Source organism: Crossiella sp. CA-258035 (genome assembly GCF_030064675.1).
GTDB lineage: Bacteria > Actinomycetota > Actinomycetes > Mycobacteriales > Pseudonocardiaceae > Crossiella.
On record NZ_CP116413.1, the window covers coordinates 7,344,286 to 7,367,265 of the forward strand.

At 71.6% G+C, this 22,980-nt stretch carries 25 protein-coding genes; 9 read left to right on the forward strand and 16 right to left on the reverse strand.

What is annotated here, in order from left to right; all coding sequences use genetic code 11:
- Positions 1-130: 130 nt before the first annotated feature.
- The 8 genes from pspM to N8J89_RS33000 all read right to left on the reverse strand — a co-directional run bounded on the left by pspM (position 131) and on the right by N8J89_RS33000 (position 6,703).
- Entirely contained in the window at positions 131-928 is a 798-nt protein-coding gene (gene pspM / locus N8J89_RS32965; protein ID WP_283660887.1) for a phage shock envelope stress response protein PspM, read from the reverse strand.
- An 8-nt stretch (positions 929-936) separates the two neighbouring features.
- Complete coding sequence (locus tag N8J89_RS32970) at positions 937-1,758, reverse strand: PspA/IM30 family protein (protein ID WP_283660888.1); 822 nt, start codon at positions 1,756-1,758, stop codon at positions 937-939.
- A 288-nt stretch (positions 1,759-2,046) separates the two neighbouring features.
- The gene (locus N8J89_RS32975) at positions 2,047-2,502 is read right to left on the reverse strand and encodes a helix-turn-helix domain-containing protein (protein ID WP_283660889.1); all 456 of its coding nucleotides are present in this window, start codon (positions 2,500-2,502) and stop codon (positions 2,047-2,049) included.
- 111 nt (positions 2,503-2,613) lie between these two features.
- Positions 2,614-3,105: a CinA family protein gene (locus tag N8J89_RS32980; RefSeq protein ID WP_283660890.1), complete on the reverse strand. Its 492-nt coding sequence runs from the start codon at positions 3,103-3,105 to the stop codon at positions 2,614-2,616.
- The gene (pgsA, locus tag N8J89_RS32985) at positions 3,102-3,710 is read right to left on the reverse strand and encodes a CDP-diacylglycerol--glycerol-3-phosphate 3-phosphatidyltransferase (RefSeq protein WP_502868356.1); all 609 of its coding nucleotides are present in this window, start codon (positions 3,708-3,710) and stop codon (positions 3,102-3,104) included. Before pgsA ends, N8J89_RS32980 begins: the two co-directional genes overlap by 4 nt.
- Positions 3,707-5,152, reverse strand: a complete 1,446-nt coding sequence (gene rimO / locus N8J89_RS32990) for a 30S ribosomal protein S12 methylthiotransferase RimO (protein ID WP_283660891.1) — start codon at positions 5,150-5,152, stop codon at positions 3,707-3,709. The genes pgsA and rimO overlap by 4 nt, the downstream gene beginning before the upstream one ends.
- A 60-nt stretch (positions 5,153-5,212) precedes the next feature.
- Positions 5,213-5,371: a hypothetical protein gene (locus N8J89_RS32995; RefSeq protein ID WP_283660892.1), complete on the reverse strand. Its 159-nt coding sequence runs from the start codon at positions 5,369-5,371 to the stop codon at positions 5,213-5,215.
- A gap of 3 nt (positions 5,372-5,374) precedes the next feature.
- On the reverse strand, positions 5,375-6,703 hold the full coding sequence (locus N8J89_RS33000) for an AAA family ATPase (protein ID WP_283660893.1): 1,329 nt from the start codon (positions 6,701-6,703) through the stop codon (positions 5,375-5,377).
- A gap of 226 nt (positions 6,704-6,929) precedes the next feature.
- Here N8J89_RS33000 and N8J89_RS33005 point away from each other — a divergent pair, with 226 nt between their 5' ends.
- Together N8J89_RS33005 and N8J89_RS33010 are read left to right on the forward strand one after the other, a co-directional pair.
- On the forward strand, positions 6,930-7,460 hold the full coding sequence (locus tag N8J89_RS33005; RefSeq protein WP_252480777.1) for an amino-acid N-acetyltransferase: 531 nt from the start codon (positions 6,930-6,932) through the stop codon (positions 7,458-7,460).
- Between the two features lie 141 nt (positions 7,461-7,601).
- The gene (locus N8J89_RS33010; RefSeq protein WP_502868357.1) at positions 7,602-8,045 is read left to right on the forward strand and encodes a phospholipase; all 444 of its coding nucleotides are present in this window, start codon (positions 7,602-7,604) and stop codon (positions 8,043-8,045) included.
- Between the two features lie 71 nt (positions 8,046-8,116).
- On the opposite strand, the gene N8J89_RS33015 is transcribed toward N8J89_RS33010, so the two are convergent.
- Positions 8,117-10,600: a DNA translocase FtsK gene (locus N8J89_RS33015; protein WP_283660894.1), complete on the reverse strand. Its 2,484-nt coding sequence runs from the start codon at positions 10,598-10,600 to the stop codon at positions 8,117-8,119.
- A gap of 126 nt (positions 10,601-10,726) precedes the next feature.
- Here N8J89_RS33015 and N8J89_RS33020 point away from each other — a divergent pair, with 126 nt between their 5' ends.
- A complete protein-coding gene (locus N8J89_RS33020) occupies positions 10,727-11,557 on the forward strand; it encodes a lysophospholipid acyltransferase family protein (RefSeq protein WP_283660895.1) in 831 nt (276 codons plus the stop codon).
- A 107-nt stretch (positions 11,558-11,664) separates the two neighbouring features.
- Complete coding sequence (locus N8J89_RS33025; RefSeq protein WP_283660896.1) at positions 11,665-11,889, forward strand: hypothetical protein; 225 nt, start codon at positions 11,665-11,667, stop codon at positions 11,887-11,889.
- A 198-nt stretch (positions 11,890-12,087) separates the two neighbouring features.
- On the opposite strand, the gene N8J89_RS33030 is transcribed toward N8J89_RS33025, so the two are convergent.
- From N8J89_RS33030 to thyX, 5 genes are all read right to left on the reverse strand, one after another.
- Positions 12,088-13,782: a ribonuclease J gene (locus N8J89_RS33030; RefSeq protein ID WP_502868358.1), complete on the reverse strand. Its 1,695-nt coding sequence runs from the start codon at positions 13,780-13,782 to the stop codon at positions 12,088-12,090.
- On the reverse strand, positions 13,782-14,693 hold the full coding sequence (gene dapA, locus N8J89_RS33035; protein ID WP_283660897.1) for a 4-hydroxy-tetrahydrodipicolinate synthase: 912 nt from the start codon (positions 14,691-14,693) through the stop codon (positions 13,782-13,784). The genes N8J89_RS33030 and dapA overlap by 1 nt, the downstream gene beginning before the upstream one ends.
- A gap of 93 nt (positions 14,694-14,786) precedes the next feature.
- A complete protein-coding gene (locus tag N8J89_RS33040) occupies positions 14,787-15,404 on the reverse strand; it encodes a TIGR03085 family metal-binding protein (RefSeq protein WP_283660898.1) in 618 nt (205 codons plus the stop codon).
- Between the two features lie 22 nt (positions 15,405-15,426).
- Positions 15,427-15,987: a GNAT family N-acetyltransferase gene (locus tag N8J89_RS33045; protein WP_283660899.1), complete on the reverse strand. Its 561-nt coding sequence runs from the start codon at positions 15,985-15,987 to the stop codon at positions 15,427-15,429.
- Positions 15,988-15,992: 5 nt separating this feature from the next.
- Positions 15,993-16,745 carry an FAD-dependent thymidylate synthase gene (gene thyX / locus N8J89_RS33050; protein WP_283660900.1) on the reverse strand — a complete coding sequence of 251 codons (753 nt, stop codon included), beginning with the start codon at positions 16,743-16,745 and terminating at the stop codon, positions 15,993-15,995.
- A 100-nt stretch (positions 16,746-16,845) separates the two neighbouring features.
- Between thyX and N8J89_RS33055 the strand changes: the two genes are divergently transcribed.
- A complete protein-coding gene (locus N8J89_RS33055; RefSeq protein ID WP_283660901.1) occupies positions 16,846-17,406 on the forward strand; it encodes a toxin-antitoxin system HicB family antitoxin in 561 nt (186 codons plus the stop codon).
- Positions 17,407-17,425: 19 nt separating this feature from the next.
- A complete protein-coding gene (locus tag N8J89_RS33060; RefSeq protein WP_283660902.1) occupies positions 17,426-18,352 on the forward strand; it encodes a DUF4097 family beta strand repeat-containing protein in 927 nt (308 codons plus the stop codon).
- Between the two features lie 46 nt (positions 18,353-18,398).
- Here N8J89_RS33060 and N8J89_RS33065 read toward each other — a convergent pair whose 3' ends face one another.
- Complete coding sequence (locus N8J89_RS33065) at positions 18,399-19,622, reverse strand: winged helix-turn-helix domain-containing protein (protein WP_283660903.1); 1,224 nt, start codon at positions 19,620-19,622, stop codon at positions 18,399-18,401.
- A 214-nt stretch (positions 19,623-19,836) separates the two neighbouring features.
- Here N8J89_RS33065 and N8J89_RS33070 point away from each other — a divergent pair, with 214 nt between their 5' ends.
- On the forward strand, positions 19,837-20,598 hold the full coding sequence (locus tag N8J89_RS33070) for a S1 family peptidase (protein ID WP_252480767.1): 762 nt from the start codon (positions 19,837-19,839) through the stop codon (positions 20,596-20,598).
- A gap of 195 nt (positions 20,599-20,793) precedes the next feature.
- Positions 20,794-21,591: a S1 family peptidase gene (locus N8J89_RS33075; RefSeq protein ID WP_283660904.1), complete on the forward strand. Its 798-nt coding sequence runs from the start codon at positions 20,794-20,796 to the stop codon at positions 21,589-21,591.
- A 70-nt stretch (positions 21,592-21,661) separates the two neighbouring features.
- Here N8J89_RS33075 and N8J89_RS33080 read toward each other — a convergent pair whose 3' ends face one another.
- Positions 21,662-22,273, reverse strand: a complete 612-nt coding sequence (locus N8J89_RS33080; RefSeq protein WP_283660905.1) for a methyltransferase family protein — start codon at positions 22,271-22,273, stop codon at positions 21,662-21,664.
- 80 nt (positions 22,274-22,353) lie between these two features.
- On the opposite strand from N8J89_RS33080, the gene N8J89_RS33085 reads away from it, so the two are divergent.
- Positions 22,354-22,914, forward strand: coding sequence for a GNAT family N-acetyltransferase (locus N8J89_RS33085; protein ID WP_283660906.1), 561 nt, complete (start codon positions 22,354-22,356; stop codon positions 22,912-22,914).
- The last annotated feature ends 66 nt before the right edge of the window (positions 22,915-22,980 follow it).

Below are 22,980 nucleotides of genomic sequence, written 5' to 3' on the forward strand. Positions count from 1 at the left end.
GCGACGTAGAAGGAATGGTCGAACAGACGCGCCGATATCACACGTTTGCACGAAACATTTCCCAGCTGTGCCGCTTTTCAGCGGAACAAAACTACTCCCCGTGAGGTCCACGGGGAGTCATGCCGCCGGTTCAGGACCGGCCGCCCGCCAGTTCGCGTAACGCGGCGGCCAATCCGGCGAGGTGGTCGGTGGCATCTTCCAGCGCCTGTCGCGGCGCGGCCGTGCTGCTCGCGGCAACCGCCCGTCCCGCGGTGGCCACCAGGCCGCAGTAGCCGTCGACACCCTCGTCCAGCTCGTTGCGCAGGCGGCGGACCTCATCGGCGAGATGACCGCGCTCCAACGCGGGCGCGGAGTCCCGCGCCAGCTCGACCGCCCGGAGTTGCTGGGCCACCGCGCGCACCGCCGAGGCGGCCTCCGCGGCGGTGGCCCTGGAGTACTCGACCGTCTCCAGCGACAGCGGCGCGAGGCCGTTGTGCGGAGCGGACAACTGGCGCAGCAGCTCGCCGAGGTTGGACTCGGCCGTGGCCAGCCGCTGCATGGGTTCGCGCGCCATCGAGCCCGAGGGCGGCAACGGCGGCGGTGGCGGCGCGGCCGCCGCGGGCAGTGGCGTGCGGTGCAGCCGGATCGACTTCACCCCAGCGCTCACCGCGCCCGCGGCGGAGAGCACCGCCACCGAACCGAAGCCGATCTCCGACCACTCCAGCACGGCGGGGTTGCCGCCGATGAAGAAGGCCACCCCGCCGGTGAGCGCCGCCAGCGTGGAGCGGAAGGCCAGCGAGCGCGAGGCCCGCCGGCGCCGCCGCAGCAACTTCGCGCGCGGATCCTGCCACGCGGCCACCTTGCGCCGGACCTTGTCCATCGGCCCGCTCAGCTGCTGGTTGACCAGTGCGCCGACGTGGCGGCGCAGCTCGTCCCGTGGCGACGTCACCGGCTACCTCAGGCCTGACCCTGCGGGTTCTGGTACGGGGCGGTCTGCTGCGGAGCAGGCGCCGGCGCCGCCGCCTGCTGCCCCGAGGTGACCTCACCCGCGACCGGACCGCCCCGCATGGAGGCCCGCAGCTGCTCCAGCCGGGAGGCGCCAGCCATGTCCACAGTGGACTGCTGCACCTCCAGCATCCGGCCCTGGATGGAGTTCTGCGCCAGCTCGGCCGAACCCAGCGCGGTCGCGTAGCGGCGCTCGATCTTCTCGCGCACCTCTTCCAGCGACGGCGTGTTGCTCGGCGCGGCCAGCTCGGTCATCTGCCGCAGCGAGCTGGACACCTGCTCCTGCATCTTCGCCTGCTCCAGCTGGCTGAGCAGCTTGGTCCGCTCGGCGATCTTCTGCTGGAGCACCATGGCGTTGCGCTCCACGGCCTGCTTGGCCTGGCCCGCGGCGCCGATCGCCTGGTCGTGCATGCCCTTGAGGTCCTCCACCGACTGCTCGGCGGTGACCAGCTGGGTGGCGAACGCCTGTGCGGTGTCCTCGTACTCCTGTGCCTTCTTCAGGTCACCGGCGGCGCGGGCCTGGTCGGCGAGGACCAGTGCCTGCCGCGCGGAAGCTTGCAACTTCTCGACCTCGCCCAGCTGGCGGTTCAGCTTCATCTCCAGCTGACGCTGGTTGCCGATCACCGCCGCAGCCTGCTGGGACAGGGCCTGGTGCTGACGCTGCGCTTCCTCGATGGCCTGCTGAATCTGTACCTTCGGGTCGGCGTGTTCGTCGATCTTCGACGAGAACGCCGCCATGAGGTACTTCCAGAACTTCACGAACGCGTTGGCCATCTCCTCCGCCTGCCTTCTCCGTGCGACCCGTCCCCCACACACAGGAGGTGACCGGCGCTCATCCCAGTGCTGGGTTCCATCGTGTCAGGTACCGCCACGCCGTTCCACTGACCCCCGTGGAAGTCAGGGTCCTCCCTGATCAAGTCAAGGGTCCACCTGAGCAGGCCCGGTATCAGGGGCGTACGCCTTTTATACCCTCGTTCGAATGCGCACCGGCCCGACTCAACGCAAATGACACCGCCAGGCTGAGACGGATCTCAGCCTGGCGGATGACTCGGCGTACGCGGTTCAGGCCGCGACCACGACCCCGGCGGAGGCGTGCGGCCCGCTGATCGGGGCGTTGAGCTGGTGCCGCAGCAGCGGCTGGAGCCGCAGCTCGGTCAGCTCCTCGCCCAGCGCGGAGGTCACCAGGCGACCACCGCTGAAGCCGGATTCCCCGGCGCCGGCCCGGCTCGGCGCGCGCTCCGCGGCGGCCACGGCATCGGGCACCGTGTCCGGCACGGTGAACTCGCCGAGGCGGACATCCGCGGCGACCTCGCCCAGCAGGTCGGACAGGGGTAAGTCGAGTGCGTCACAGATCGACGCCAGCAGCTCGCTGGACGCTTCCTTGCGCCCACGTTCCACTTCGGAGAGGTAGCCGAGGCTCACACGCGCGAGCCGGGACACCTCGCGAAGCGTCCGACGTTGGGCGGTGCGGGTACGGCGCAACCGCTCGCCGATCGCCTCACGCAGCAGCACGGTCATCGCGTGCCTCCTTTCGGCCAGGCCCGTGGAGACCACGGTACCGAGCGCGACGCCCCTCAGTGGCGATCACAGGGATACTTCGCCAAGAGCGAACGCCGGTTTCCCCATCGATCATTCCCCGACCGGACCGCCGAGCGCATCCTGGAGCAACTCCAGGGCGGCCGCCACCGCGCCCGCTCGCACCTCGGCACGCTCGCCGGGCAGGGTGATCGTGCGCAGTGTCACACCCGCCGGACCGGCCAGGCCGAGGTGCACGGTGCCCGGCCCGACTCCGTCCTGCGGGTCCGGCCCGGCCACCCCGGTCAGCCCGAGCCCCCAGGTCGCCGCACACCGGTCCCTGGCGCCGACGGCCAGCTGACCGGCCACCTCGGGGTGCACCGCGCCGTGCGCGGCCAGCAGTCCGGCCTCGACCCCGGCCAGGGTGTGCTTGAGGTCAGTGGCGTAGACCACCAGCCCGCCGCGCAACACCGCGCTGGCCCCCGGCACGGTGGCGATGGTCGCGCTGACCAGGCCCGCGGTCAGCGACTCGGCGGTGGCCACGGTCTGCCCGCGCGCCCGCAGCGCGCCGACGAGCGTGCGCGCCAGCGCCTCGGCCGCGGTCACCGACCGGCCCGCAGCCGCACCGCCTGGACCACGTAGTCGACCGCGGTGCCCACGGTCAGCACCAGCGCCAGGCCCATCATGATCCACAGCAGCGGCCCGAACACCGGCGGCAGCGGCAGCACGTACAGCCCGATCGCGACCACCTGGGCCAGCGTCTTGGCCTTGCCGCCACGGCTGGCCGGGATGACCGCGAACCGGATCACCCAGAACCGCATCAGCGTGATGCCCACCTCGCGGGCCAGGATGACGATGGTGACCCACCACGGCAGGTCGCCGAGCACGCTCAGCCCGATCAGCGCGGACCCGGTGAGCGCCTTGTCCGCGATCGGGTCGGCGATCTTGCCGAAGTCGGTGACCAGGCCGTGCTTGCGGGCCAGCACCCCGTCGATGCGGTCGGTGATCGCGGCCAGCGCGAAGATCCCCCAGGCCACCCAGCGCCAGCCCGCCTCGTGCCCGCCCCCGGCGAAGAGGGCGACGATGAACACCGGCACCAGCACCAGCCGGGAGATGGTCAGCAGGTTGGCGATGTTGAGGATCGGGACGGCGGGCAGCGCCCGGTCCGCCAGGTGGTCCCCTCGGTCAGCTCCCTGACCGGCAGAGCTCACGTCCCGCTCCGCGGCAGGACCTCGATCTGCTCCACCACCAGGTCCACCCCCTCGGCCGCGATGACCCGGCAGCGCACCAGGTCGCCGATCTTCAGCCCGTCGGGTTCGTGCACCACGCACTCGCCGTCGACCTCGGGCGCCTGGTGCGCGGCCCGGCCGGAGCAGTGCATCTCCTCGGTCTCCTCGTGCTCGATGAGCACCACGACCTCATCGCCCACCCGGTCCTCGGCCCGCTGCGCGATCAGCTCGTCGACCAACTGGGAGACCCGGTGCACCCGCTCGCCGACCACGTCCGGGTCGACCTTGTCCGGCAGGTTCTCCGCCTCGGTGCCGTCCTCGTCGGAGTAGCCGAACACGCCGACCGCGTCCAGCTGGGCCTCGGTGAGGAAGCGTTCCAGCTCGGCCAGGTCCTGCTCGGTCTCACCGGGGAAGCCCACGATGACATTGGTCCGGATGCCCGCCGTCGGGGACAGCGCGCGGATCTGCTTCACCAGGTCCAGGAAGGAGTCGGTGTTGCCGAAGCGCCGCATCCGGCGCAGCACCGACTCGCTGGAGTGCTGGAAGGACAGGTCGAAGTAGTCGGCCACGCCGGGCGTGGTGGCGATCGCCTTGACCAGGCCGGGCCGGGTCTCGGCCGGCTGCAGGTAGGACACCCGCACCCGGTCGATGCCGGGCACCGCGGCCAGCCTCGGCAGCAGCGACTCCAGCGCGCGCAGGTCGCCGAGGTCCTTGCCGTAGGAGGTCGAGTTCTCACTGACCAGGAAGACCTCGCGGACCCCCTGCTGAGCCAGCCAGGCGGCCTCGCCCAGGATCTCCTCGGCGGTGCGGGAGACGAAGGCGCCGCGGAAGGAGGGGATGGCGCAGAAGGTGCAGCGCCGGTCGCAGCCGGAGGCGATCTTCAGCGCGGCCACCGGCGCGTTGTCCAGGCGGCGCCGCTGCACGTTGGTCGGCAGCCAGCCGTGACCGGGCACGGAGACCTGGTCCGCGGCCTGCGGGCGCTGCACCGGGGTGATCGGCAGCAGCGTGCGCCGGTCGACCGGCACGTGCGACTCGATGCTGCGCCCGGCCACCACGTCGTCCAGCCGCTCGGCCAGGTCGGGGTAGTGGTCGAAGCCCAGCACCGCGCTGGCCTCGGGCAGCTGGTCGGCCAGCTCCTTGCCGTAGCGCTCGGCGAAGCAGCCCACCGCGACCACCTTGGCCCCGGTGTCGGAGGCCGCCAGCAGCATGTCGATGGAGTCCTTCTTGGCGCCCTCGACGAAACCGCAGGTGTTGACCACGATCACGTCGGCGTTCTCAGCCCCGCCGTCGGCCTCGGCGCCGGTGTCGACCAGGTCCCAGCCGCCGGAGGTCAGGCGGCCTGCCAGCTCTTCGGAGTCGACTTCGTTGCGCGCGCAGCCAAGGGTGAGCAGCGCGACCCGGCGGGAGGTGGACGGTGAAGACACGTCGATCAGGGTAACCGCCGGGCGACATGATCAAGTCCACGGCAGGGTCCTGGCACCCGACTAGGTCGGAATCATGCTCCGGACAAGCGGCCAGACCCCGCTGGACGGGTTGCGCCGGTGATCAGCGATGGTCGGGTCGGCGCCCGACGCCCGCCGCACCGCGTCCTCGACCCCACGGTCGTACCGGGTGAAGTCCAGGGCGGCGTTCTCCCTCCGCATCGCTCACTGGCTCGCGGGGAGAACGGCGTCGATGAAGTCCTGTTCGGACAGCACCGGCACCGCGCCGTAGCTGCCGCCCAGGTAGCGCCGTTCGGTGTTCTCGTCCTTGCGGGGGTGGAAGTCGGTCAGCGGGTACAGGGTGCTGGCGCCCCGGGGGTCCTTCTGCACGAACCAGACCTGGTCCCTGCGCAGGACCTCCTCGCCGAGCATGGTGCCGAGCAGGCTGGTGTCGTGCGTGGTGAAGATCAGCTGCGCTTGGCGGGGGTTGGTCCGGAGGTCCTGGAACAGCGAGACCAACCGCGCGGTGAGCCGGGGATGCAGGCTGGTGTCGATCTCGTCCACCACCAGCGTGGTGCCCTCGGCCAGCGCCACGAGCACGGTGGGCAGCAGCGCCAGCCAGGAGCGGGTGCCCGCGGACTCCTCCTCGAGGTCGAACACCTCGCCGAGTTCTCCGTGGGTCAACTGGAGGCGGTTCTGCCTCCGGTGATGGACCTCCCGTAGCTCCTCCCGACGATGCCGGGCATCGACCAATGCGACAGCGGCGCGAGCGGCGGCATCGTGATCCTCCGAATACGTCGATCTCGCGTACGCCGCCATCGCCGCTTCAGCTTCGTCTGCCGCATCCCGTGCCGCGTTCTCCACTTTCTCGTCGAGCGGATCCTCGGCGATGCCCGAGATGCCGAGGTCGGCGGCACGCAGCAGGTCCACAAGTTGGTCCCGGCGCTCGGGGTGTGTCCGCAGGAAACGCTTCACCTGCACGGCCGTGCCGGCCGGGGCCTCGGCGAGCCGGAACGTCAGGTGCTGGGCGAACCAGCGGTGCACCGGCAGCAACGCAGTGATGTTGGACTGCGCCGCGAGGCTCAGGAAGAGCGCGTTGGGTCTGGTCAGCGCCTCGAGCACCTCGAGCTTGCCGCGCAGTTCCGGCACGGTGCTGCCGAAGCGGACGGTGTCCCCGTTCCGCTCGAACAGCTTCCGCTTCCGGCCTTCCGGGTAGCTGTACAGCCACTCCTCACAGACCCGGACATCGTCCACGGTGAACCCGTAGGTGTAGGGCACCCCGCCGGAGATCAGCTCCACCACGAACCCGGAGGGCTTCGCCCGCGCGGCGGGATCGAGCCGGAACGGCCGCCGCGGCACCCCTCCCTCCGCGGGCCAGTCCCCGAACGAACGCGTGACGGCCGCGGCCATGAACCGCAGGCCGCTCAGCAGGTTCGACTTGCCGGAGGCGTTCGCCCCGTAGACCGCCGCCACCGGCACGACCTCGGCCGTGGGCTCGTAGGCGGGCAGCAGCGACAGCTCGTGCTCGTCCCGGAACGAGCGATGGTTGATCAACCGGAAGCTCCGTAGCACCTGACCACCCCATTCCAGAACCCAGATGCCTTCTGCTGTGATTTAACCGCACGATACGCCCTCAAAGTGAGTCAGTTCACCTGCTTGCGCTCACTCGACAGGATCCGATCCACCCTCGAACCAACCGGCCACCGGCAGCCCTGGCTCCCACCGGCGGCACTAGTAATGAGAGGAAGAAGACTTCAGGGGAACGCGACGGAGCCTTTTGATGCCGGAACGATTACGTTCATCTGTCGTGAGTGACGCGATCACCGTGCGCCGCGCGCGGACGCGGGACGTGCGGGCCGTGAAGGCCCTCGTGGACCTGTACGCGAGCAAGGACATCCTGCTGGAGAAGGACCTGGTGAACCTGTACGAGACGGTGCAGGAGTTCTGGGTCGCGGAGCTGGACGGGGTGCTGGTCGGGTGTGGCGCCCTGCACGTGCTGTGGGAGGACCTGGCCGAGATCCGCACGGTGGCGGTGGACCCGAGTGTGCGCGGCAAGGGCGTCGGCGGGGCGATCGTGCGCCAGCTGGTGGACGTGGCCAACCAGCTCGGGCTGTTGCGGATCTTCGTGCTGACCTTCGAGTCGCACTTCTTCCAGCGGCACGGTTTCGTCGAGATCCAGGGCACGCCGGTGACCCCGGAGATCTACGAGGAGATCCGGCGTTCGCCGGACGCGGGCGTGGCCGAGTTCCTGGACCTGCCCTACGTCAAGCCGAACACCCTCGGCAACACCCGGATGCTGCTGGAGCTGTGACCGCCCGCCGATGATCATGGAGTGAGCCAGCTCACAGGGCCGTCAAGTCTTCACTCAATCTTCGAACGGAGTGCAGCCAGCGGCCGCTACCGCCCGGTAGGAACCTCACGTGTAGTTCACACCACAGAACTGGGGTTCACCGTGAGCAATTCCCCTGCCGGGTTGCGCAAAGTCCTCACCAGCACGCTGGTCACCCTCGCCGCCGTGTTCGGGCTGCTCGCCGGTTCCGGCGTGGCCCAGGCCGTCGACATCCGGGCGGTCACCGACGACTACCTGTTCAGCAAGTCGCTGAGCCAGTTCTCCAGCATCCGCGGGCAGCGCCCGTACAACGGCCAGCTCGACTGGTCCTCCGACGCCTGCTCCTGGTCCCCGGACAAGCCGGTGGGCTTCAACTTCGCCCCCGGCTGCCACCGCCACGACTTCGGCTACCGCAACTACAAGAAGCAGGGCCGCTGGAACGCCGACGCCAAGGCCCGCATCGACAGCAAGTTCAAGGCCGACCTGTACGGCATCTGCAAGGGCAACTGGGCGTGCAACCGCATCGCCGACGTCTACTACGCGGCCGTCCGCCGCTGGGGCACCTGAGCCACCGCCCCGCTGACAACGACGGACCCGGGCCGCATTCCCCTGCGCGGCCCGGGTCCGTCGGGTTTTTGTCAGTCGTCTTCCGGCGCGGGACCGCCACCGCCGCGGAGCAGGTACAGCACCGAGTCCAGCTCGTCCGGCTTGATCAGCACCTCGCGGGCCTTGGAGCCCTCGGACGGGCCGACCACGCCGCGGGTCTCCAGCAGGTCCATCAGCCGGCCCGCCTTGGCGAAGCCGACCCGGAGCTTGCGCTGCAGCATCGAGGTCGAGCCGAACTGGCTGGTCACGATCAGCTCGGTGGCCTGCACCAGCAGTTCCAGGTCGTCGCCGATGTCCGGGTCGATCTCCTTGGCCTCGCCGGGCTTGGCCGAGGTGACGTTGTCGGCGTACTCGGGCTGGGCCTGTTCCTTGGTGAAGTTGACGATCGCGTTGATCTCGCCATCACCGACGTAGGCGCCCTGCACGCGCACCGGCCGGGAGGCGCCCATCGGCAGGTACAGCCCGTCGCCCATGCCGATCAGCTTCTCCGCGCCCGGCTGGTCCAGGATCACCCTGGAGTCGGTCAGCGAGGAGGTGGCGAAGGCCAGCCGGGACGGCACGTTGGTCTTGATCAGGCCGGTGACCACGTCCACCGAGGGCCGCTGGGTGGCCAGCACCAGGTGGATGCCTGCCGCGCGGGCCTTCTGGGTGATCCGCACGATCGCGTCCTCCACGTCACGCGGCGCGGTCATCATCAGGTCGGCCAGCTCGTCCACGATGGCCAGGATGTAGGGGTAGGGCCGGTACACGCGTTCGCTGCCCAGCGGCGCGGTGATCTCCCCGGAGCGCACCTTGTCGTTGAAGTCGTCGATGTGCCGGACCCGGTTGACCTGCATGTCCTGGTAGCGCTGCTCCATCTCCTCGACCAGCCAGGCCAGCGCCGCCGCGGCCTTCTTCGGCTGGGTGATGATGGGCGTGATCAGGTGCGGGATGCCCTCGTACGGGGTCAGCTCCACCATCTTCGGGTCGATCAGGATCATCCTGACCTCCTCCGGGGTGGCCCGCGCGAGCAGCGAGACCAGCATCGAGTTGACGAAGCTGGACTTACCGGAGCCGGTGGAGCCCGCGACCAGCAGGTGCGGCATCTTGGCCAGGTTCGCGGTGACCATGTGGCCCTCGATGTCCTTGCCGAGGCCGATCACCAGCGGGTGCTGGTCGCCGACCGCGGTGGCGGACTTGAGCACATCGCCCAGCCGGACCATCTCGCGGTCACTGTTGGGCACCTCGATGCCGACCGCGGACTTGCCGGGGATCGGCGCGAGCAGCCGCACGTTGTCAGTGGCCACCGCGTAGGCGATGGTCTTGGTCAGCGCGGTGATCTTCTCGACCTTCACACCGGGCCCGAGCTCGACCTCGTACCGGGTGACCGTCGGTCCCCTGGTGAACCCGGCGACCTGGGCGTCGATGGAGAACTGCTCCAGCACGCCGGTGATGGCCTCGATCATCGAGTCGTTGGCCTTGCTGCGCGCCTTGGGCGGATCGCCGTCCTTGAGCAGGGTGATCGGCGGCAGCTGGTAGTCGCCGTCGACCTCGCGGACCAGGTCCAGGCGGGTCTGCTGCGGTTTCGCCGGGGGCGGCGGCTCGGCGGCGACCGCGGCGGCGACCTTGACCGGGCGGGCCGGTTTGGCGGGAGCAGGCGCGACCAGGTCGAGGCCGGAGTCGGGGGCTTCGGCGTCCTCGCTCATCGCGGCCTGGCGGCGGCGGGACGGGCGGCGCAGCCGGACCGCGGCCGGGTCGGCGTCCAGGTCCTGCTCGTCCTCGGGCTCGGCGTCCTCGTCCTCGCGCAGGCCGGTGAGCTCGCGCAGCCGGTTGGGCACCTCGCGCACCGGGGTGCCGTCGAGCACCAGCACTCCGTAGACGGCGATGAGCATCAGCAGCGGCACCGCGACCCAGGCGCTCAGGCCCTGGGCGAGCGGGTTCCCGGCGAGGAAGCCGAGCTCGCCACCGGCCCACCAGCGTTGCTCCAGGGTCTCCGGGCGGCCGGAGAAGATGTGCAGCAGGCCGAGCACGGGCAGCGTGACCAGCAGCGCGCCGACCACCAGACCGGGGCGGCGCTCCGGCTGCGGGTCCGAGCGCATCAGCACCACCGCGACCACGGCCAGCACCAGCGGCAGCACCACCACCCCGGCGCCGACCAGGGTGCGCACGCCGATCTCCACCCACCGGCCGACCGGACCACCGGCGTGCCAGTAGGCGCCAGCGGCCACGATCACGGCCAGGGCGATGAAGACCAGGGCGAGACCGTCGCGGCGGTGGCCGGGGTCGAGCTCCTTGGTGCGGCCGACCGCGCGGGCCATGCCGCCGACCCCCTTGGCCAGCAGACCCCACCCGCCGCGGACACCGCGCGTGATCGCGCCGCCGCCGCTGGGCTTCGGCTTGGCCTTGGCCCTGCTCTTGGCGGCCGGCCGCCGGGCCGGCGCCTTGGCCGTGGACTTTCCGCGTGACCTGGACGAACTCGCGCGGGCACGGGAGGAGCCGCCGCCTCCCTTTTTCGAGGCCGCTGTTCGGTTCGCCATGCTCCACACGGTAGTCGGATCGCCCCCTGCGTCACAGTCATCACTCCCGTCACAGGAGTCCCAGGTGTGACGAATTCGGAAGTCATGGGGTGTCAGGGTCGGGCGGCGTGCGATGCTGCACCTGTCATGGTTGCTCTGCATTCGGTTCCAGACGAGCCGACACGCCGGTCGGCTCCAGCCCGTCGGTCATCCAGGCTCTGGCGGGCCCTGATGGCCGCGGACCGCGCCTTCGTCGCCCTCACCGGAAAACTCGTGGTCACCGGGGAGATCCCGGCTGACCTGCGGGGACAACCGGTGCTGCTGGCCACCAACCACATCGGCGTCTTCGACGGCTTCGTGCTGGTCGCGGCTTGTCACAAGGCCGGGATCGCGCCCTCGCTGATGTCCACCGGTGGCATCTTCGACGCGCCGGTCGCCGGCTGGGTGTGGCGGCGCTGCGGACATGTCCGGGTGGACCGCGGCAAGGCCACGGTCACCCAGGCCATGGACAGCGCGGTCAACGCCATCGGCGAGGGCCACACGCTGCTCATCTACCCGGAGGGCCGGGTCTCCCGCGATCCAGGCCTGTGGCCGGAGCGCGGCAAGACCGGCGCGGCCCGGATCGCGCTCGCCTCGGGCGCGCCGGTGCTGCCGGTGAGCCAGTGGGGCGCGCACGAGGCGGTCATCTGGGGCACGCTGGTGGTCTCCGGCTGGTCGGACTTCAAGCCGCTGATGATGTCCTGGTTCCGCGCGGTGAAGAACCGCCCGACCTTCCGCGTGCACTTCGGCCCGCCGGTGGACCTGTCGGACCTGTCCCCGACCAAGACCGGCGACGCCACCCGCGCGCGGGACCGGATCATGCGCGCGATCGCCAAGGGCATGATCGGCATCCGCCCCGGCGAGCTGGACAAGCTGAAGTTCCACGACCCGACCCGGCCCACCGAGTCGCGCAGCCCGTGGACGCCGGACCAGCTGTGACCAGCACGCGGTGACCTCCGCCGTGCCCTCGGCCGTCAGCTCCAGGAGCGCGGCCGGGATCACGCTGGTCGCGGTGTCCGCGCTCTGACTTCGGCAGCACCGGCCCGGTGGCCAAGCTGGTCATCGGGCTGGAGGTCTCACCGTGGCAGCTGACCCAGCTGCGCATCACCGGGGCGGCGCTGGTGTTCCTGCTCATCGCGCTGATCCGCTCGCCCGCATCGCTGCGGGTGCGGCTTCCTCAGCTGCCCATGGTCATCGCCTACGGACTCATCGCCTTCGTCGGCATCCAGGCGTTCTACTTCACCGCGGCGGCACCGTCGGCGCCTACCTGACCGGCATCGCGGCCCTGCGCTTCCTGGCCGCGCCGGTGGCCTGGCTGCTGCTTCGCGAGACGCTCAACGCGCCGCAGCTGGCCGCCGCGGGCGTCCTGCTGGCCGGCGTGGTCCTGGCCCAGCTCCCCGGACGCGCCACGCCACCGGTGAGCTAGTCAGGGACCAGCTCACCGGTGGCATGCGTACGGTTCTACCCGGTCACACCGGCAGGACGGTGGGCACGATCATCGGGCGGCGGCGGTAGGTCTCGGCGACCCACCGGCCGACCACGCGGCGCACCGACTGGGCGATGCGGTGCGGGTCGGTGATGTTCTCCGCCTCGGTGCGCGCCAGCTCCATCTCCACCAGCGGGACCACCTGGTCCAGCGCCTTCGGGTCGTCGGAGAAGCCGCGCCCGGACACCGTCGGCGGCGCGACCGCGCGGCCGGTGGCCGACTCCACCGCGACCGTGATCGCGATGAACCCGCCCTCGCCCAGCACCAGCCGGTCCGACAGCGTGGACTCGCCGACATCGCCCACCGACAGGCCGTCCACGTAGACGTTGCCGACCTCGACCCGGCCGACGATGCTGGCCGCGCCGTCCACCAGGTCGACCACCACGCCGTCCTCGGCGATGACCACCCGTTCTGGCGGCACCCCGGTCAGCGCGGCCAGCTCGGCGTTGGCGCGCAGGTGCCGCCACTCGCCGTGCACCGGCATCACGTTGCTCGGCCGGACCGCGTTGTACAGGTACAGCAGCTCACCGGCGGAGGCGTGCCCGGAGACGTGCACCTTCGCCGTGCCCTGGTGCACCACCTGCGCGCCCAGCCGGACCAGGCCGTTGACCACGCCGAAGACCGCGGTCTCGTTGCCGGGGATGAGCGAGCTGGCCAGCACCACCAGGTCACCGGCGCGGATGCTGATGTGCCGGTGCTCGCCGCGGGCCATCCGGGACAGCGCGGACAGCGGCTCGCCCTGCGACCCGGTGGAGACGAACACCACCTGGTCCTCGGGCAGCTGCATCGCCTCGTCCAGGTCGATGAACAGCCCCTCCGGCACGGTCAGCAGGCCGAGGTCGACGGCGATGCCCATGTTGCGCACCATCGACCGCCCGACCAGCGCGACCCGGCGGCCATAGGCGGCGGCCACGTCCAGCACCTGCTGCACCCGGTGCACGTGGCTGGCGAAGCAGGCCACGATCACCCGCTGCTTGGCCTTGCCGATCACGCCGTCGAGCACCGGCCCGATCTGGCGTTCCGGGGTGACGAAGCCGGGCACCTCGGCGTTGGTGGAGTCGACCAGGAACAGGTCGACGCCCTCGTCGCCGAGCCGGTGGAACCCGGCCAGGTCGGTGAGCCTGCCGTCCAGCGGCAGCTGGTCCAGCTTGATGTCGCCGGTGTGCAGCACCAGCCCGGCCTCGGTGCGGATGGCCACCGCGAGCGCGTCCGGGATGGAGTGGTTCACCGCGAGGAACTGCAGCTCGAACGGCCCGAAGGTGCGGTGCTCGTTCTCCACCACCTCGATCAGCACCGGGTTCTGCCGATGTTCCTTGCACTTGGCGGCCAGCAGCGCGAGGGTGAACCGCGAGCCGACCACCGGCAGGTCCGGCCGCAGCCGGAGCAGGAACGGCACCGCGCCGATGTGGTCCTCGTGCCCGTGGGTGAGCACCAGCGCGTCGATGTCGTCCAGCCGGGACTCCAGCGCGCGGAAGTCCGGCAGGATCAGGTCGACCCCCGGCGCGTCGTCCTCGGGGAAGAGCACTCCGCAGTCCACGACGAGCATTCGCCCGGCGTGCTCGAAGACGGTCATGTTCCGGCCGACCTCGCCGATGCCGCCGAGGGCGACCACGCGTAGTCCGCCGTCGGGCAGCGGGCCCGGCTTGTTGGTGGGCAACACTGCCGCGATGTCGATCACTAGCGGGAAACCTCCACATCCGCGGCGCGCATCGCTGCCGCGATCAGCTCGACCTGCTCCGGGGTGGCGGGCGGCAACGGCAACCTGGGGTTGCCGACCTCGATGCCCTGCAGCCGCAGCGCGGCCTTGCTGAAGATCACGCCGCCGAGCTTGGCGAACGCGGCGTAGATCGGCAACAGGCCCACGTGCACCGCGCGTGCCCCGGCCACGTCGCCGGACTCGTAGGCGGTCAGCAGCTGACGCAGCCGGTCCGGCACCACGTGCCCGATCACGCTGGCGAAACCGATGCCGCCGACGGCGAGCCAGGGCAGGTTGAGCACGTCGTCGCCGGAGTAGTACGCCAGCCCGGTCCCGGCGATCACCTCGGTGCCCGCGGTCAGGTCGCCCTTGGCGTCCTTGACCGCGACGATCCGCGGGTGCTCGGCCAGCCTGCGCAGCGTGTCCACCTCGATCGGCACGATGCTGCGCGGCGGGATGTCATAGAGCATCACCGGCAGCTCGGTCGCCTCGGCCACCGCGGTGAAGTGCGCGAGCAGGCCGGACTGCGGCGGGCGTGAGTAGTACGGGGTCACCACGAGCAGGCCATGCGCGCCGGCCTTGGCGGCTTCCTCGGCCAAGCGGACACTGTGCGCGGTGTCATAGGTGCCGACGCCGCTGACCACCGCGGCGCGGTCGCCCACGGCGTCGGCCACGGCGCGCACGAGCTGGGACTTCTCGGCGTCGGAGGTGGTCGGGGACTCACCGGTGGTGCCGTTGAGGACCAGGCCGTCGCAGCCCTTGGCGACCAGGTGCGCGGCCAGTTTCTGGGCCGCGTCGAGGTCAAGAGCTCCTGCGGCGTCGAAGGGCGTCACCATGGCGACAAGCACCTGGCCGAATGGCCGGCCAGGTTGTGCGGTGGGGCATGCGGTCATGGTCTGAAACGCTACAACGCTTTCGATCCGGCCCCGACCGCGCGGCCCCCGTTCGAGGCAGTTCACATGCCGCGCCGCGAATACTGCGGCCAGTCACATGCCGCGGTCGAGATTCTCCACCACGGCCACCGCGCGGGCCTCGCCCTGGAGTTCCACCCGGGCCTGTTCTCGCCCGAAAGAGTGCATCAGCAGCTCGGCGGGTTCACCCACGACGGTCACCGGGCTGGGCCCCTTCCGGACCACCGCGCGCTGTCCGTCCGGCCGCTGCAGCACCAGCCCGACCGGGCTCTTGCGGTAGGTCACCCTGGCCGACATCCGGACCGTGCGCCACAACGGCTCCTGGTCCAGCTCCCGCGGCTCCCAGTCCGGCTGGGCGCGCCGGACGTCCTCGTGGTGGATGAAGTACTCGGCCCCGTTGACCAGGTCTTCCAGGCCGGGCAGGCCGAACGGGGAGTACCACGGCGGGCCGGTGCGGATCAGTTCGAGCAGCTCGGCCCACGGCTTGGCGGCGAGCTCCTTCTGCACCCGCTGGGTGTGCCCGGCGAAGACGCTCAGCGCGATGCCGGGCGCGGCGTCCGGGCGGCGTTCGCGCAGCACCAGGTGCGCGGCCAGGTCCCGGGTGCGCCAGTCGCCGCACAGGGTCGGCGCGTCCGGTCCGAGGGCGGTGAACAGCTCGACGAGTTCCCGGCGTTCCGTGCGCGCGATGCCCATGCCACCAGCCTACGACCCTGGCTCAGCCACCATTGTCAGCCTGGTCGTAGGTCAGCACCGCGACCCGCTCGCCGTGCTTGTTCCCGAAGCCGCCGCGCTCGCGCCAGCCCCAGCGCAGGTAGGCCTGGTACGCGGGTGCGGACGGCCAGGCCAGCAGCCAGCCGTCCCGCCCGCCGAGCACCTCGGCGACCAGCCGCCTGCCCAGCCCCTTGCCCTGGTGCGCGAGCCGGGTGAACAGCTCGACCAGCTCGAACCGGCCGGGCAGCAGCGCGCCCGCCGCCGCCGCGCCGCCGATCGAGTCGCTGATCTGGGCGTACAGGCCGGCGAACGGGCTCTCCGGCCCGTGCAGCCCCGGCGGCGTCACCCAGCCCCAGGCGGCGCCGGCCACCGTGCCGTCCGGGTCGCTGACCAGTGCGGCGGTCGCCTCCGGCTGGGTCGCGGCGAAGCCGAGCCTGGCCATCGCCCGGTCCACCTGGACCTGGTCGTAGCCGTAGGGCGGGGCCGCGAAGGCCTCGGCGTAGGCAGTTGTCAGCCGAGGGCCCAGCCCGGCGAGGGCCGACCCGGTGACCTGTTCCACCAGCATCCGGCTCAGCCCTCCGTGACCAGCGGGCTGGAGGCGACCTCGGTGCCGTCGGCGAGGGTGGAGATCTCGAAGTCGCTGAAGACGTTGGCCGCGACCTTCCGCAGCTGGCGCAGGCACTCCACGGCCAGCGAGCGGATCTCCACATCGGCGTGTTCGGTGGCCCGCATCGCGATGAAGTGCCGCCAGGCGCGGTAGTTGCCGGTGACCACGATCCGGGTCTCGGTGGCGTTGGGCAGGACCGCGCGCGCCGCCTGCCTGGCCTGCTTGCGGCGCAGGGTGGCGTTGGCGGTGCCGGCGAACTTGCGCTCCAGCCCGGCCAGCAGCTCGTTGTAGGCGGTCACGCTGGCCTCGGCGGCGGCCAGGAACTTCTGGTGCAGCTCCGGGTCCTCGGCGATGATCTCCGGCTCCACCATCGCGGCGTCGTGCTCGGGCACGTAGCGCTGGGAGAGCTGGGAGTAGGAGAAGTGCCGGTGCCGGATCAGCTCGTGGGTGAGCGAGCGCGACATGCCGGTGAGGTAGAAGCTGACCGAGCCGTGCTCCAGCACGGACAGGTGGCCGACCTCCAGGATGTGCCGCAGATAGCCGGCGTTGTCAGCGGTGGCCGGGTTCGGCTTGCTCCAGGACTGGTAGCAGGCGCGACCGGCGAACTCCGCGAGCGCCTCGCCGCCGTCGGCGTCGGTGGTCCACGGCACGTCGGCCGGTGGGAAGAACTCGGTCTTCGCGATGAGCTGGACCTTCGGCCGCACCGTCTCCGTCACGCCGGACACAGTAGTTCGCCCTGCCCGCCGTACCCGCTCGACGGCACGGTGCCGCCATCCGGTCCTTGACTGACGTCAGATATGACGGCATGGTGACGTCATGGATCTCACGAGCTACGTCACCAGACTGCGGGAGGACCTGACCACCGCCGCCTCGGCCGGGGACGAGCAGACCCGGCGGACCGCGGCCGTGCTGGCCGCCGCGCTGGAACCGGCGGCTCGGCTGGCCCTGATGAACGCCCTGTCCGACCTGGCCGCCGAGGTCACCGCGAACCTGGACGGACAGGTGGTGGACGTGCGCCTCGACGGCAGGGACGTGCGCGTCGTGGTCACCCCCGCCGCCGGGCAGAGCAGCTCCCGACCTGCGGATTCGGTGCCGCCACCGCCTCCGCCGCCCCCACCGCCGCAGCCGGGGCTCGGCGAGGGCGGCGACATCAGCCGGATCACGCTGCGGCTGTTCGAGGAGCTCAAGGGCAAGGCGGAGAAGGCGGCCAACGCCCAGGGCGTCTCGCTGAACTCCTGGTTGTCCCAGGCCGTGCAGGGGGCGTTGCACGGGCAGGGCACGGACGAGCGGTCGCGACGTCACGAGTGGCGTCAGGAGCGGCGGAGCGAATCACGCGAGGCGACGAACAGCCGGTTGCGCGGCTGGGTGCAGGGCTGAGAGAGGGGTGGACGCGACCATGACCGAGGACAGCACCGGCGCCGGTCCCGCGGCGAGCCGGACCGAGGAGTTCGCCGCCGAGGGACCGGCCGAACTGCACGTGGAGATCGGCTCCGGCCGGATCGAGGTGCGGCTGTCGGACCAGCCGGGGGTGCACGTGCGGCTCACCCACGACCCCGACTCCGGCACCGGCTTCGGCAACCAGCTCACCGGCCTGCTCACCTGGGTCACCGACCAGTTCGGCGCGGGCGGCATGGGCGGCGCCGCGGACCGCGAGCCCGCCGACATCGGCGCGGAGGTGCTGCGCCGGACCACGGTGGAGCTCACCGGCAACCGGCTGCGCGTGCGCACCCCGTCCGACCTGCCGCTGCGCATGGTGCCGGTGAAGGTGGAGGTGCAGGCGCCCAGCGGCTCGCACGTGACCGCGCACAGCGGCTCCGGCGACGTCACGGTGACCGGCGCGGCGAACCGCCTCGACGTCAACACCGGCACCGGGCAGATCGCGGTGGACCGCGCCGACGGCGCCGCCTCGGTCAACGCGGGCTCCGGCAGCGTCCGGCTCGGCCCGATGCTCGGCGGACTGCGCGCCCGCAGCGGCAGCGGGGACCTGGAGGTCTCCTCGGTCGGCGGGCCCAGCGAGCTGACCACCAGCCGCGGCAGCGTGTGGCTGGGCGCGGTGCAGGCCGACGTGCGGGTGCGCACCGGCACCGGCGACCTGACCGTGGCCGACGCCGCCGAGGGCAAGCTCGAACTGCGCACCGGCTCCGGCGAGCTGCGCATCGCGATCCGGCCCGGCGTGGCCGCCGAGCTGGACCTGGAGTCCAGCTACGGGCAGGCGCGCAGCGAGCTGGACATCCGCGGCGACAGCCCACCGGATGACCTGACCCTGCGCATCACCGGCCGCACCGGCTACGGCAACGTCGTGGTGACGACCTCCTCCTGGTAGGTCGCGCCCGCACCGGATCGCCCCGGGGGTGGTGGCGGTCGGGGGATCAGCGGAGCGCGGCGGCCAGGTCCACGGCCAGGTCGCCGCGCCCGCCCACCGCCACCCCGGACAACCCCAGCCACCGCGCCATCAGCGTCAGCTCCTCGGCCAGCTCGGCCACCACCCGCGCCCTCGGGTGCTGCCCCGGCCCTTCCTCGAGGAACGCCCCCGGCACCCGCAGCAGCCCGGCCGCCCGGTCCGCCTTGAGGTCCACCCGCGCGGCCAGCTGTTCATCGAGCAGGAACGGGAACACGTAGTAGCCGTGCACCCGCTTCGGCGCCGGCACGTAGATCTCGATCCGGTAGTGGAAGCCGAACATCCGCTCGGTGCGGGCCCGTTCCCAGATCAGCGGGTCGAACGGGCACAGCAGCGCCCGCGCGGCCACCTTGCGCGGCGTGCGCGCCCGCACGTGCCGATAGGCCTGCCGCCCCCAGCCGAGCACCTCGACCGGTTCCAGCTCGCCCTCCTCGACCAGCTCGGCCACCGCCTGCCGGGCGCCGGCCACCGGCAGCCGGTAGTAGTCGCGCAGGTCGGTCTCGGTGGCCACGCCCAGCGCCACCGCCGAGCGCCGGATGAGCTCGCGGTGCGCCACGTCCACCGGCAGCTCCGGCCGGCCGAGGACCTCCGGCGGGATCACCCGCTCCGGCAGGTCGTAGAGCCGCTCGAACGAACGCCGGGTGCCGGTGGTCAGCCCGCCGACGGCGAAGAGGTACTCGCAGACCATCTTCACCTCAGAGCGTTCCCACCAGGCCCCCGGCCCGCGCCCCTGCCCGCCGAGCTCCTTCTCCAGCGCGCCCGCGCCGACCGGTCCCAGCTCCTTGACCGCGGCCAGCACGTCGGCCACCAGCGCGGGGCTGTCCACCGCGGCCTTCCAGTGCCTGCCGCGCAGCGACTCGTAGTGGTTCATCCGCCACCGGAACAGCGGCCAGTCCGCCACCGGCAGCACGCTCGCCTCGTGCCCCCAGTACTCCACCAGCAGCCGCGGCCTGCGCGCGCTGTGCGACCAGGCGGCCTCGTCCAGCAGCTCGGTCGGATAGGCGCCGAGCCTGCTGAACAGCGGCGCGTAGTGCGCGCGGACCGCCACGTTGACCGAGTCGAGCTGGATCAGCTGGGTCCGGTCCAGCACCCGTTGCAGGTGCCGCCGGGTGGGGGTCGAGGTGGGTCGAGGATCGGCGAATCCCTGGGCGGCCAGGGCGGTGCGCCGGGCCGCGGCGGGGCTCATGGTCTGCACCCGGCCGATCCTCGCAGCCACCCCTGACAAAACCCGGCGAGCCTGAACCATCCCGGCAGGCGAGAGCGTTTGTTCAAAACTTCGTGGTCTACCCGCCGTTCGATGGGTTCACCCGTAAGTGTGAGGCCACCCACACTCTGTCCGGTTTCACCATTCCGAACCGCCGCGGCTCCCCTGCCTTGGCCCGGCGGTTCGCCGATCGAGGGGTTTGACCATGCGAGGGAAGAAGACCCTGCGTTCCATCCTGGCCACCATCGCGGTGAGCGGTTCCCTGCTGCTCGGCGCCCTGCCCGCCGCGGCCGCGCCCACGACCACCCAGGACGTGGACCCGCTCATCGTCGGCGGCGGTTTTGTCAGCTCCGCCAAGCCATGGATCTCCGCCCTGCACCGCAACGGCGGCTTCACCTGCACCTCCAGCATCATCGCGGCCCGCTGGGTGCTCACCGCGGCGCACTGCGTCGAGGCGGCGGGCACCTACTCGGTGCGGGTCGGCTCGCTGACCCGCAGCAGCGGCGGCACCACCGCCACCGCCCGCCGGGTGATCAAGCACCCCAGCTACGCCTGGCCCAACGCCGACATCGCCCTGGTCGAGCTGAACACCAGCATCAACACCACCTACTCGGTGCTGGCCACCAGCGCGGACATCGCCACCAACCAGGCGGCCACCGCCTACGGCTGGGGCTCGGAGAAGGCGGACTGGTCCGGCCCGCTGCCCGAGCGCCTGAAGTACGCCGACGGCAAGGTCTCCGACGCCAACTGCGCCTCGGCCACCCCGAGGGTGCTGTGCACGCAGACCAACGGCAGCATCGCCGGCGGCGACTCCGGCGGCCCGGTGTACGTGCGCAGCCCGCGCACCGGCCAGATGATCCAGGGCGGCGTGTGCGCCATCGGCCACAAGCCGGCCGGCAGCGGCTGGGCCGGTTACACCAACGTCGCGCTCTTCCGCGACTGGATCCGCTCCTACGCGGGCGTCTGACGACCGAGGGGCAGCAAGGAGGGGCGCCATCCGGCCGGGGTGGCGCCCCTCTGCCTGTCTAGAGAACCCGTTTTTCGACGAATTCCACGGTCCCTCTGAAGGGATCCGCCACCGGTGTCCCGCTCGCACACTCGGTCTGCGGCCAGGCTACCGCCGCCGCATCCCTGTGCGCCGCCACCCTGTGAAGGACGCCCCATGCGAGCAACAACAAAACTCCTGCGCGCCACCGTGCTGGCCCTGTTCGTCTGCGCGACCGCCGCCACCGCCACCCCGGCCGCCACCGCCGCGGACAACGCCGCCGCGCCCGCGGCCACCGTCGCCCACCCCCTGGCCCCCGAGACCACCACCCCGGCCGGGGACTCCGGCGCCGAGCCGTTCATCGTGCGCGGCGGCACCGTCACCCAGAACATCCCCTGGATCGTCTCGCTGGCCTACAACGGCAGCCACACCTGCACCGCCACGATCATCGCGCCGCGCTGGGTGCTCACCGCGAAGCACTGCACGCAGCGACCGGTCGCCAGCTTCAGCGTCCGGGTCGGCTCGCTCAAGCGCAGCAGCGGCGGCCAGACCGCCAAGGCGACCCGACTGGTCAACTACAGCGGCCGCAACGACGTGAGCCTGGTGCAGCTCGACCGCGACATCAACACCACCTACTCCCAGCTCGGCGCGGCCGGTTCGGTGCGGGTCGGGTCCGCGGACACCAACTACGGCTGGGGCGCGACCAAGTCCGACTGGTCCGGCCCGCTGCCGGAGAACCTGAAGTACGCCACCGGCTCGGTCGCCTCGCTGGGCTGCCACGGGGACAACACCCTGATCTGCGTGCGCAACAACGGCGAGGTGGCCGGCGGCGACTCCGGCGGCCCGATCATCGTCAACGGCGTGCAGGTCGGCGTCTGCTCGATCGGCCACAAGCCCACCCAGAACGACGGTTTCGGCGGCTACGCCGACATCACCGCCCTGCGCAACTGGATCAAGCAGGTCGCCGGGGTCTGAGCACCCCGACCGGCCTTTCGTCACGGTGACGGACGCGGGCGCGCGGGCCCGCGTCCGTCACCACCCCGGCTCAGACCGGCCGCGCCTCCAGCACGTGCATCTCCGGACGTTCCGGCAACGGGTACGCCTGAGCGAGGGCGAACCCGCTGTCGGCGAACACGCGACTGAACTCGGCCAGGGTGCGCTCCCGGCCCGGGGTGAGCGCGAGCATCTGCATGTCGCTCATCACCGCGCTCAGCGCGCCCGGCTCGCGGAGGTCGACCGGCAGCACGAACAGGCCGTGGCCGTGCACGCGGTCGAAGGCGGTCTCGCCGGTGCGAACGGTGTGGGTCAGCTCGGTCCAGGCCTGGCTGAGCACCGGGTCCAGCGCCAGCTCGACCACGCCGCGGATGGAGCCGGGGACCTCCCGGCACAGGCACTGGCCCAGCTCGCTCAGGTGCAGGACGCCGTCCCGCTCCTCGACCAAGCCGAGCGCGACCAGCGCCCGGACCAGGCGGGACAGCGAGGGCAGGTGGGTCTCGGTCGCGGCGGCGAGCTCGGCCGGCTCACGCGGGCCTTCGGCGAGCAGCTCCGGCAGGCCCAGCTCCAGCGCGACCCGCAGGACGTGGGTGTAGGCGAAGCCGAAGGCCAGGCGGGCCAGCTCGGCCGGCGTGCTCGGTGCGGCGGCGGATCCTGCGCTCATGACAACCCCCAAGGACAGTCTTGCTTTGGTTAGCCTTACCTAAGTTATGTCGGCCGGGTCAACCGGATAGGTTGTGTCGCATGGCAGAAGCCGCCGTCCGGCCCGCACTCCCCACTGACGCCGCCGAGATCGCCCGCATCCAACGCATCACCTGGCAGACCGCCTACGCGAAGATCCTGCCCGCCGAGGTGCTGGCCGGGCTGGACGTCGAGGAGACCGAGCGGCTGTGGCTGGAGGCGGTGACCTCCGGCCCGGCCACGGTGCTGGTGGCCACTGAGGGCGAGTGGGTGGTCGGCTTCTGCGCCGCGGGCCCGGCGCCGGCCGAGGAGATCGCCGCCGCGGACGGCGCGATGCCGGTGGACGCCGAGACCACCGCGCTGGTCAGCGTGCTGCTGGTGGAGCCGAGGTGGGGCCGCCGCGGCCACGCCGGCCGACTGCTGGGCACGGCCGCGGCCACGCTGCGGGCCGCGGGCGCGCAACGCGGGGTGACCTGGGTGGCCGAGGCGGACCAGGCGTCGATGAACTTCTTCCGCGCCGCGGGCTGGGACACCGACGGCACGGTCCGCACCCTGGACGCCGGTGGCAGGCCGCTGCGCGAGTTCCGGCTGACGGGGTCGCTGGAGTTGTCCCTGGTGGAGTAGATCCCGCAGGTCACCGCTTGTCAGCGGCCGACGGGTAGGCTGGCGCGCGGAGAAGGCGGGAGCGCG

Coding starts and splice junctions, on each gene's coding strand:
- N8J89_RS32970 (WP_283660888.1), bottom strand. CDS start 1,758: ATGGCCAACGCGTTCGTGAAGTTCTGGAAGTACCTCATGGCGGCGTTC.
- N8J89_RS32975 (WP_283660889.1), bottom strand. CDS start 2,502: ATGACCGTGCTGCTGCGTGAGGCGATCGGCGAGCGGTTGCGCCGTACC.
- N8J89_RS32995 (WP_283660892.1), bottom strand. CDS start 5,371: ATGCGGAGGGAGAACGCCGCCCTGGACTTCACCCGGTACGACCGTGGG.
- N8J89_RS33005 (WP_252480777.1), top strand. CDS start 6,930: ATGCCGGAACGATTACGTTCATCTGTCGTGAGTGACGCGATCACCGTG.
- N8J89_RS33015 (WP_283660894.1), bottom strand. CDS start 10,600: ATGGCGAACCGAACAGCGGCCTCGAAAAAGGGAGGCGGCGGCTCCTCC.
- N8J89_RS33020 (WP_283660895.1), top strand. CDS start 10,727: ATGGTTGCTCTGCATTCGGTTCCAGACGAGCCGACACGCCGGTCGGCT.
- dapA (WP_283660897.1), bottom strand. CDS start 14,693: ATGACCGCATGCCCCACCGCACAACCTGGCCGGCCATTCGGCCAGGTG.
- N8J89_RS33040 (WP_283660898.1), bottom strand. CDS start 15,404: ATGGGCATCGCGCGCACGGAACGCCGGGAACTCGTCGAGCTGTTCACC.
- N8J89_RS33045 (WP_283660899.1), bottom strand. CDS start 15,987: ATGCTGGTGGAACAGGTCACCGGGTCGGCCCTCGCCGGGCTGGGCCCT.
- N8J89_RS33055 (WP_283660901.1), top strand. CDS start 16,846: ATGGATCTCACGAGCTACGTCACCAGACTGCGGGAGGACCTGACCACC.
- N8J89_RS33060 (WP_283660902.1), top strand. CDS start 17,426: ATGACCGAGGACAGCACCGGCGCCGGTCCCGCGGCGAGCCGGACCGAG.
- N8J89_RS33070 (WP_252480767.1), top strand. CDS start 19,837: ATGCGAGGGAAGAAGACCCTGCGTTCCATCCTGGCCACCATCGCGGTG.
- N8J89_RS33075 (WP_283660904.1), top strand. CDS start 20,794: ATGCGAGCAACAACAAAACTCCTGCGCGCCACCGTGCTGGCCCTGTTC.
- N8J89_RS33080 (WP_283660905.1), bottom strand. CDS start 22,273: ATGAGCGCAGGATCCGCCGCCGCACCGAGCACGCCGGCCGAGCTGGCC.
- N8J89_RS33085 (WP_283660906.1), top strand. CDS start 22,354: ATGGCAGAAGCCGCCGTCCGGCCCGCACTCCCCACTGACGCCGCCGAG.